Here is a 10,495-nt window from a genome sequence, read left to right on the forward strand (position 1 = left end):
ACCTAATCACTATTATCGGACCTACAGCTATCGGGAAAACTTCTCTTAGTATTCTGCTGGCTAACCATTACCAATGCGAAATTGTATCGTGTGACAGCCGTCAATTTTTTAAAGAAATGACAATAGGAACAGCTGTTCCTACTCAAGCGGAGTTAAATGCAGCAAAACATCATTTTATCCAAAATAAGTCGATAGAAGAGCAGTACACCGTAGGCGATTATGAAAAAGAAGCTGTCGCAACAATTGAAAAATTATTTCAAACCAATGACTACGTGATCCTAGTAGGCGGATCAGGCTTATACGTCAATGCAGTCTTAAAAGGTTTCGATACATTTCCTGAAATACCTGCTGCAATTAGAGAAACGGTAACAGCACAATATGAAAAACTAGGTATCAATTATTTGCAACAACAATTGCAAAATCTTGATCCCGTTTATTTCGAAAAGATAACTCTTGAAAATCCGCAAACGCTAATGAACCCGCAGCGCATGATGCGATTTGTCGAAGTTTGCATCGGATCAGGACAACCCTACTCTAGTTTTCTAAATCAAAAGACTAATGAGCGCAATTTTACGCCAATACTCATTAGTTTAGAAGCTGATCGAAAACTGATGTACGAGCGTATCAACCAACGGGTAGACCTCATGATGAATGAAGGTTTGCTGCAAGAAGCAAAAAAATTATATCCGCAACGTAAACTAAATGCACTACAAACGGTAGGTTATAGAGAACTCTTCAGTTACTTTGATCGAGAGATAACTTTAGAATTCGCTATTGAAGAAATCAAGAAAAACACCCGTCGCTTCGCCAAACGCCAACTTACTTGGTTCAAGCGGGATGAAAATACGAAGTGGTTTGATTTTCAAACTCCAATTCCTACCATCATTGCTTACATCACGAGCAAAACACAATAAAATAATTAACTTGACAGTTAGTATCACTCTAATACTTTAAAAATAATTCAATGACAATAAGTCCAAATTTTAGCTCTATTTTCAGTAAGGATTGGGAAATAAATTTTACCCAATGTTTGCCTAGTGGCTATCTTAAATACACTGATTTATGTAATATTTTACAATTAACTGCTGCAGCACATTCTGATGTAGGAGGCATTAGTTTTTCGGATATGCAGGAATTCGACCAAGCTTGGGTTTTGAGTAGAATGCGTGTCGAAGTGCAAGCCCTACCAAAATGGCGTGATATCGTAACCGTTAAAACTTGGATCAACACACTCGAAAATTCGAGATCTGTAAGGGCATTAGAAATGTATGTAAACGGCAAAAAAACAATTGGTTGCGAAACCTTTTGGGCTGTTTTTAATACCCAAAAAAGACGTCCTGAAGCACTTGGACTTCCTTACGACCATTTTGAACTCTATCCTGAATTAAGAGCAACTAACGAAGGTTTCTCTAAGATAAACTGTAGTACTGAAAAAGAATTATTATTTGAACGTCAAGTCAATCTTTCTGATTTAGATATTGTAAATCATGTAAATAATGTCAAATATTTAGAATGGTGCCTGGATCTTGTAGATTCAAATCTTTTGCTGGAGCAAAAAATAAAAAGTTTTGAAATGAATTTCTTAAAAGAACTATCCATTCAAGACCGAGTTATTATTCACGAAAATGAGTCTACTGACTCTACCATTTTTAGTATCACTAAAGAGGATAAAACCTGTTTCGCTTTACAACTAAACTGGTAAGGAATAGCTAGATAAAAAAACAGCTTTAGAATTTTCTAAAGCTGTTTTTTTATGTCTAATTAGGATCTGTTTTTTACGACAAGTCTAAAACCTTCACCGTGAATATTAAGAATTTCCACATCTTCATCTAGTTTAAGATACTTTCTTAATTTAGCGATGTAAACATCCATACTTCTTGATGTAAAGTAATTATCATCTCTCCAAATTTTAGTTAAAGCCAATTCTCTCGGCATTAAATCATTTTCATGAAGAATAAGCATTTTCAACAATTCATTCTCTTTAGGAGATAGTTTGATTGGTTCTTCACCATTAAAACTCAAGAATCTTAATTTAGAGTTCAAATGAAATTTACCTAAATTAAATTCAAATTGAATTTGTTCTGCTTTAATATCTGAAGATTTTCTTTGAATAATCGCTTTGATTTTCATTAATAAAACTTCAGAGTCAAAAGGCTTGTTTAAATAATCATCAGCACCAGCTTTGTATCCTTTTAAAACATCCTCTTTCATTGATTTAGCCGTTAAAAAGATAATAGGCACTTCGCTATTTTTCTCTCTAATTTCTTTAGCTAAAGTGTATCCATCTTTGTAAGGCATCATTACGTCAAGAATGCACAAATCATAAGTGTCTTTCTTAAATTTCTCAAAACCTTCCATTCCATTCTTAGCTAAAACTACTTCAAAGTCGTTTAGCATTAAATAATCTTTTAGAACTGCTCCAAAATTAAGATCATCCTCAACTAAAAGAATTTTTTTATTTATATTTTCCATATACTAATTTATTAGTGGCATTTTTATTATGAAGGTACTTCCTTTCCCTTTTTCGCTTTCTACATAAACTTGACCATTGTGGTCTTCTACAATTCTTTTCACATACGCTAAACCTAAACCATGTCCTTTTACATTGTGTAAATCTCCTGTATGTTCTCTATAAAATTTCTCAAAAACTCTCTTTTGAGCAATCTTACTCATTCCTAATCCTTTGTCTTTAACTTTGATAAGGATCATGTCCTTAATATTTTCGGTATAAATATCAATCTCTGGTAAATCAGGAGAGTACTTAATCGCGTTTTCTAAAATATTAACCAACACATTGGTAAAATGAACTTCATTAATTAAAACCGTTTTTCGCAAAGCATCAAAATTGGTAGTAATTTTTCCTTGTCTGTCTTCTAAAATTAAGTTAACGTGCTCAATAGCATCTTCAATAACCTCTTCGACATTACTAGATTCTTTTTCGATATCTAGCTCTTTCTTTTCCAGCTTAGAAATTCGCAACACATTTTCAACTTGGGCATGCATTCGCTTGTTTTCGTCGCGAATCATCTGCAAATATTTAAAGACCTTATCTTTATCTTCAATGATTTTCGGGTTTTTAATGGCGTCTAATGCTAAATTAATAGTAGCAATTGGCGTTTTGAACTCGTGCGTCATATTATTGATGAAATCGGTTTTAATTTCAGAAATTTGTCGTTGACGAATTAGCTGATTTAAAGCGCTAGAATAGGTAATAATAATAATCAACGTAAAAACAATTGACAAAACAGTTATACTTACCAACTCTGATAGTAAAAACTTCTTCTTCTGCGGAAAGGTAACTAGCAACTTATATTTCTCGTTTCCTTCATTATCTGTGAAAACAGGAATAGAATACGTCGCTTCTTTGTCGTACTTAAATTCGTTTGACTTTATTTTGGTTGCGATTCCGTTGTTATAAATAGCAAATTCAAATTTCGTTTTTACACCGTGCTCTTCTAAGTCTTTTTTAATTAGTTTTTGCAACGTCTGATTAGATACTCGCTCTTGCAAAGGCATTGCCGAAGCAATATCTTTGAAAAAAATCTCAAATTGTGCATTATCTAAAATGTCTAAATTCCCCGACTTTTCAATTTTTACATCAGGAATAACTGTTTGTTGTAATGACGATTTATCAATACCATTATTGTTATATACTTCTGTTGTACGTTTAGCACTAAAGTTTTTAAATCTCTCGCTACTAAACTTTCTATCAAAGAGCGTTGGTGATATGTTATAATCTTCTGCTACAATTCCGGAAGAGTACACAATCGTCTTATTGGTTCTCGGGTTTTTCTGAACATAATAAAATTCCATCAAATCTTCTTTCTTCGGAATCTTACCAGTACTATCCTTGATATGATTGTACCTGTCGTAAAAACTATACGCCTCTTGTTTTTGTAATTTTTCAGCTACGTTATCAATCACCGAGGTAACGTGAAACTTGAACTGTTCATCGTTATTTTTGAATGAAGAATTGAACCAATAAACTTGTACAAGTATAATCCCTATGAGCGATAAGCTCATCAACACAATCAGTAATCTAAAAAAAAGTTTGTTCATCGCCTCAAAATTAACATTTTAACAGTATGGATGATAATCTATTAACCAAACATTAACATCTACTATTCCTTTTGTTTAATCTTCAAAATTTTAAGAATATCACTTACTTTATCCCTTGCCTCTTTTAAATCCATATTTTCGATTTCAAAATCACTCTTAACAATACGTTCGGAATCAGTCCATTGCGCGTTTATTCGTCTTTCAATTTCTGCTCTATTCGTTTCGTCTCGCTTCAAAACCCTTGCTATTCTTGACTCGAGCGGAGCTGTAACTGTAATAATACAATCAAAATCTTTATAATGACCACTCTCAAATAAAATTGCTGATTCATAAATAAGCAACTCTTCATTTTGATGTTCATTCACCCAATTTTTAAAATGAGTTCGAACAACAGGGTGAACAATTTCATTTAGTTTCTTTAGTTTTTCTGGATCGTTAAATACGATAGCAGCTAGCTTAGGTCTATCTAATCGACCGTTAGTAAAAACCTCTTGACCAAAAACGGATTTTACCTTTTCCTGCACTGTTTTACTTTCCATCAACTGCTTCGCTTCGTGGTCAGCAATGTAAATCGAAATCCCTTTTTCTGCAAAGAACTTAGCGATGGTTGTTTTACCGCTACCAATACCTCCTGTTAATCCTATCAGCTTTGCCATTTATCTCTTAAAAAATAATTCAGGAAACGCTTCTTCAGGCTTTTGTTTAAAAACAATCACTTTCAAATAAGACTCTATAAATCCGGTTCCGTAACCAAAAAACTGCTTCCAAACCGCAATAATTGACAGATACCCAATTTTTATACTTTTATTTTGAAATGACGACACTAAAAACAAGACCAAAAAATATATAAAATACATTTTTAATAAATAGTCCAGTGTAAACACCAAGAGTAAGACAGCTAAACCAAAACCCAAAATAAATAAAGAAGGAAAGAAAAACGTTAGTTTGTTATGCTGTGGATACCAACTATTCAGTATCGGTCTTGCTTTTCCAAATTTATTAACCTGGACTGCAAACTTGTCCCAATCAATTCTCCTCTTATGATATACATACGCAGAAGGAATGAGTTTGGTTTCAAAACCTAAATTCCAAAGTCGTATAGAAAGGTCGGGGTCTTCCCCCGGATGTATATTCCCAAACCCTTTTGAAGTTTCAAAAGCGGCACGAGAAATCCCCATATTAAAACTCCTCGGCTGAAACTTATCAATTTTTTCAGAACCGCCACGAATTCCGCCGGTGGTAAGGAAAGAAGTCATCGCAAAATTAATGGCTTTTTGAATATCTGAAAAGCTATCTAGTGCCTTATCGGGACCACCAAAACAGTCCACATACTGACTATTTAAGGATTGCTCTACTTCGACTAAATAATTAGGTGGTATAATACAATCCGAATCGAAAATTATAAAATAATCTCCCTTAGCATGTTTCATTCCGAAGTTTCTAGAATCTCCAGGACCCGAATTTGCTTTATAAAAATAGGAAATAGTTAATTTTGATTCATATTGTGCAACGACGGTATCACATTTTAAACTAGAGCCGTCTTCGACGATTACCACTTCAAAATTTTTAGAATAGTTGGATTTTGAAAGACTTTCTAATAACTCAGCTAGCTCCTCAGGACGGTTGTAAACAGGAATGATTAAAGAAAAAAACATGGCTATCAAAAAGGTGTTAATTAAACAAAAGTAATTACGTAAAACTTAATATTAAGAATAAAAGACAAAGCACCCTGATTATGAAATGCTATACAACATTTTAAAATCAGCGTGCTTTTATAAATACTTACCGCATTAAACGATGCTTTGTACCTGTACCATTTCGTTTGCTTCTGCTTTGTAATCTACTCCGTCAAAACCAAATCCAAATAAGTTATGAAAATCAGTGCGGTATCCTTCTAAATCAGAAATATCCGTAATGTTTTCTGTAGTAGCTTCTAACCATAATTTAGCTACTTTTTCTTGTACATCCGCTCTCATTTCCCAGTCATCAATACGAATTCTACCTTTGTCGTCTACTGGAACTGCAGCTCCTGTATACAACCTTTGTTGGTATAAACGTTGAATTTGCTCAATGCAGCCTTCATGGATACCTTCTTCCTTCATTATTTTATACAAAAGTGAGATATACAATGGAATTACAGGAATTGCAGAACTAGCTTGTGTAACCAAAGCTTTGTTTACCGACACATAAGCCTTTCCTCCAATAGAAGACAAACTATCTGTAATGGTAAAAGCAGTAGCTTCAAGATGGTCTTTTGCTCTACCAATTGTTCCTTTTCTATAAACTGCCTCTGTTAACGATGGTCCAATATAAGAATAAGCAACCGTTGTTGCTCCAGGAGCTAATAAGTTTTCTGCTTTTAAAGCATCGATCCACATTTCCCAATCTTCGCCACCCATCACTTTAACGGTGTTCTCAATATCATCACCACTACAAGGCTCAATCGAAATCTCTGATACCTTTCCGCTATGGAAATCAACTGTTTTATTTGTAAACGTATCACCAATAGGTTTCAAAACCGAACGGTGTAAAACTCCTGTTTTAGGATCCAAACGTACTGGAGATGCCAAACTGTATATAATTAAATCTACTTGACCTAAATCAGCCTTGATAATATCTAAAGTTTGCTTTTTAACTTCGTCAGAAAAGGCGTCACCATTAACACTCTTAGCATACAAACCTGCTTTATGTGCTTCTTCTTCAAAAGCTGCTGAATTGTACCATCCTGGAGAAGCTGTTCTTCCTTCAGTTGGTGGTTTTTCGAAAAAAACACCAATTGTAGCTGCATCAGATCCGAAAGCACTTGATATTCTTGAAGCTAAACCAAAACCTGTAGAAGCTCCGATAACAAGAACTTTTTTACCACCTGCAATAGCTCCTTTTGATTGTACGTATTTAATTTGATTTTTTACATTTTGCTCGCATCCATCAGGGTGTGATGTCAAACAAATAAATCCTCTCATTCTTGGTTCTATGATCATTTCTATACTATTTATTCAATTATTTTATTTTTGGCTTGTCCACTTGTATGTTTTATGCATTGTATTCACAAATATAACCCAAAATTCTAGTTCAGCAAGGCTTTGGCGTGATTTAGAGCAGAATCAGAAATGACTGTTCCAGACAGCATCTGTGCAATTTCTACAATCCTTTCTTCTGCTGATAATATTTTTAACTCTGATTGCGTGTCGTCACCCACGGTAGATTTGGAAACTTTAAAATGAACATTCCCCTTTGCAGCAATTTGTGGCAAATGGGTAATTGCAAAAATTTGCATGGTACTACTCATCTCTTTCATTATTTCTCCCATTTTAATTGCAATTTCTCCAGACACTCCCGTATCTATTTCATCAAAGATTAAAGTAGGCAACTTAGAATACTTAGCCAAAATTGCTTTGACAGCAAGCATAATACGTGACATTTCCCCGCCAGAGGCTACTTTTTTCAGCAAACCAAAATCGGTTCCCTTATTAGCCGAAAACAAAAATTGGAGCTCGTCTTTACCATTATTAAAATAGGTAGCAGTCGAGCGAACTTGAATATCAAAACGAACATTGGGCATTCCTAAAGTATCTAAAATAGCAATCAGCTGATTGGATAATAAAGGTACTGCAATTGCTCTATTATCATGTATTGTTTGAGCCAATGCATCTAAAGCAGTCATTTTTTCTTGGATAGCAACTGTCAATAATTCTATATCCACCGCGATAGTACCTAATTCTGAAACCGAATTAGATAAACGAACCTGCACTTCCAGTAACTCTTCTACAGTTGCAACTTGATGCTTTTTTTGCAAGGTATAAATCAATTGTAATTTTTGATTTGCTAAGGCCAATCGCTCAGGATCATTCACGAGCTTTTCAGCAGAGCGATTGAATTCTTGCGAAATATCATCTAGCTCAATAGTTACACTAACTACACGTTCCAACAGGTTTTGATAATCCGTTGAAAAAGGAGCAATTTTTTGGATGGTCGTTTTGATCTCTTTTAAGTTTTGCACCACTCCTACTTGCTCATCATTAGTGATTGCAAGCGCTTTATCAATGGCCTCTTTGATAATTTCAACATTATTCAATTGCTCAAACTCGCTTTCAAGCTCTTCCTGTTCGCCTGCCTTGAGCTTTGCATCGTTTAATTCAGTAAGTAAAAAAGTATTGTATTCTTGCTCTTTAGCACCTTCGGATTGCTTCTTGATTAAATTATTGAGTTTGTTTTTATCTACTTTATAGGATTGCAATAACATTTGAAATGCTGCTATGTGACTATGATTACTTACAATAGCATCTAAAATATCAAACTGAACACTTTCATCTGACAACTCTCTAGTTTGCTGCTGCGAATGAATATCTAATAAAAACGTCCCTAAATCTTGTAACTCTTGAAGGTTGACTGGGCTATCATTAATAAAAGCACGAGATTTACCTGAAGGCAAAATTTCTCTTCTAATAATTGTATCTTCTTCGTAATCTAAATCATTAGTTTCAAAAAATGGCGCCAAGTTGTATTTAGAAATATCAAAATGGGCTTCGATAATACATTTTTCCTCTTTGTTTTTCAAAGAAGATAAATCAGCTCTTTTTCCTAAAACCAGACCTAGTGCTCCAAGAATTATCGATTTACCGGCACCAGTTTCTCCTGTAATAATAGAAAATCCTTGGGAGAAATCGATAGCTAATTTCTCAATCAAGGCATAGTTTTTAATTGATAGTGCAGTTATCATTAATTAGTGTTTAAATAGTAAAATTAATTTGGTATAAAAAAGAAGATCAAGTTTTAATACTTAATATTTGTCCATTTACTCGAATTCAAAGGAGATATGGTATTTAAAGTATTAACTAAATCAGCTATTGTGACACTAGGTCCACCTGAAAAAACAGAAACTATTTCATCTGATTTGGCATCAAAAAAAGTTCTAGTCAAAAAAGCATTGGGTTTCGTAGCATTTAATTTAGCAAGGCCAAGAATTGCCGTTTTAATGGTTTCCTTAGACGCTTTCACATCCTTAGTCATCAGATCCATACCGGAATGGTATTCAAACATTGTTTTACGAATTGCTGAATAAGTTGGTGACAACATATCATTAATTAAAAAATACCTGTTTTGATTACCATCGTTTTGACTCCAGCCCTTTGATCCACTTTGTTGCGCCACATTGGCGATATTTTGCGCTATTTCAAAATTATTCCTTCCAGCTTCTAATTCAAATGTATCGGCATCTAAAGCCAAAATCAAATAACTATAAAATGATAAAACTGAAACTAAATTAGATTCAAAAGCCGTTGGACTAAAAATCAAGTTTTCAAATTCAGTATAACTAAAGGAAAAGTCCTTGTCATTAAAATTTAAAACCGGAGAAGAATAGGAAGAATTAAAAATAGGTCTTGCCGATTGCACTTGAATACTTGCGGTAAATTGGTCTGCATTGTTAGACAATATAGTAATAAACATAGAGCAATTAATCTTTTCATTTTGCTTTAAAGCCTGCCCTGTCCAATCTGTTTTATTTACAAATTCATTCAATGAATTCTCTAAAGTTCGATAGACTTGTTGGTTCGAATTGGGTAAACGTTCTGCGTTAACCGAAACGGTGCAGTTGAGCTGTTGTGATTGTGCCAACCCAAAAATCAAAAAAACTAAAACAATACAGATCTTACGCATTAAAATGGGCTATTACTTTATTAATAATATCATCGGCTACAGCTTCTTTCGACTTAAGAACCATGGGTTCTACTTTAAAATTTTTATCGATAAAAGTAACTTTGTTGGTTGCTGTTTTAAATCCAGCACCTTCATCCTGCAACGAATTTAAAACAATCAAATCTAAGTTTTTTTTCTGGATTTTAGCCTTTGCATTGTCAATTTCATTTTCAGTCTCCAAGGCAAACCCTATTAAAAACTGTTGTTTTTTAAGTTTTCCTAATGAAAGCAGAATATCTTTGGTTTTATCCAGTTCAATTGTAAAATTAGCAGCTGCTTTTTTTATCTTTTGTTGCGCCACTATTTTAGGTTTATAATCAGCAACGGCTGCTGCTGCGATCGCAACATCTACACCTTCAAAATACTGATGACAAGCATCATACATTTCTTGTGCTGAAACCACCGGAATTACTTTAATCGAGGAGTGCACTGCTTTGCAATGTGTTGGACCTGATACTAAAAAAACGGTAGCGCCAAGGTTAGCAGCACTTTTTGCTATATCAAATCCCATTTTACCCGAAGAATGATTTCCTATAAAACGTACAGGATCTATCGCTTCGTATGTAGGACCAGCAGTAATTAGTATTTTTTTTCCTTTTAAGGGCAGTTTACTTTCTAAATCGGCTTCCAGGAAAGCGATTATATGCTCTGGCTCTGCCATACGACCTTGACCAGATAATCCACTAGCTAGCTCACCGCTTTCAGCAGGAATAATCGTGTTGCCGAACTTTTTGAGTGC

Annotated in this window: 10 protein-coding genes; 2 read left to right on the top strand and 8 right to left on the bottom strand. The window is 34.2% G+C overall.

From position 1 onward, the window contains the following. A partial coding sequence (gene miaA / locus P8M54_RS05075; protein ID WP_300285863.1) for a tRNA (adenosine(37)-N6)-dimethylallyltransferase MiaA occupies window positions 1-914 on the top strand: 914 nt, incomplete at its 5' end. A 50-nt stretch (window positions 915-964) separates the two neighbouring features. Continuing rightward, the gene (locus P8M54_RS05080) at window positions 965-1,702 is read left to right on the top strand and encodes an acyl-ACP thioesterase domain-containing protein (RefSeq protein WP_300285865.1); all 738 of its coding nucleotides are present in this window, start codon (window positions 965-967) and stop codon (window positions 1,700-1,702) included. A 59-nt stretch (window positions 1,703-1,761) separates the two neighbouring features. Here P8M54_RS05080 and P8M54_RS05085 read toward each other — a convergent pair whose 3' ends face one another. The 8 genes from P8M54_RS05085 to coaBC form a co-directional block, all read right to left on the bottom strand. After that, window positions 1,762-2,472: a response regulator transcription factor gene (locus P8M54_RS05085; RefSeq protein ID WP_300285867.1), complete on the bottom strand. Its 711-nt coding sequence runs from the start codon at window positions 2,470-2,472 to the stop codon at window positions 1,762-1,764. Window positions 2,473-2,475: 3 nt separating this feature from the next. Next, complete coding sequence (locus P8M54_RS05090) at window positions 2,476-4,059, bottom strand: HAMP domain-containing sensor histidine kinase (RefSeq protein WP_300285869.1); 1,584 nt, start codon at window positions 4,057-4,059, stop codon at window positions 2,476-2,478. 62 nt (window positions 4,060-4,121) lie between these two features. Continuing rightward, window positions 4,122-4,715: a dephospho-CoA kinase gene (coaE, locus tag P8M54_RS05095; RefSeq protein WP_300285871.1), complete on the bottom strand. Its 594-nt coding sequence runs from the start codon at window positions 4,713-4,715 to the stop codon at window positions 4,122-4,124. Further along, window positions 4,716-5,714 (bottom strand): glycosyltransferase, encoded by a 999-nt coding sequence (locus P8M54_RS05100; RefSeq protein ID WP_300285873.1) that lies wholly within the window; start codon window positions 5,712-5,714, stop codon window positions 4,716-4,718. It lies immediately after the preceding gene. A 135-nt stretch (window positions 5,715-5,849) separates the two neighbouring features. Further along, window positions 5,850-7,040: an enoyl-ACP reductase FabV gene (fabV, locus tag P8M54_RS05105; protein WP_300285875.1), complete on the bottom strand. Its 1,191-nt coding sequence runs from the start codon at window positions 7,038-7,040 to the stop codon at window positions 5,850-5,852. 86 nt (window positions 7,041-7,126) lie between these two features. Next, entirely contained in the window at window positions 7,127-8,779 is a 1,653-nt protein-coding gene (recN, locus tag P8M54_RS05110) for a DNA repair protein RecN (protein WP_300285877.1), read from the bottom strand. A 53-nt stretch (window positions 8,780-8,832) separates the two neighbouring features. After that, on the bottom strand, window positions 8,833-9,717 hold the full coding sequence (locus P8M54_RS05115; protein WP_300285879.1) for a DUF4835 family protein: 885 nt from the start codon (window positions 9,715-9,717) through the stop codon (window positions 8,833-8,835). Further along, window positions 9,710-10,495 (bottom strand): bifunctional phosphopantothenoylcysteine decarboxylase/phosphopantothenate--cysteine ligase CoaBC (coaBC, locus tag P8M54_RS05120; protein ID WP_300285882.1); only part of this gene is annotated, 786 nt, incomplete at its 5' end. The genes coaBC and P8M54_RS05115, both read right to left, overlap by 8 nt.

The organism is Flavobacterium sp. (assembly GCF_029242675.1).
Classification (GTDB): domain Bacteria; phylum Bacteroidota; class Bacteroidia; order Flavobacteriales; family Flavobacteriaceae; genus Flavobacterium.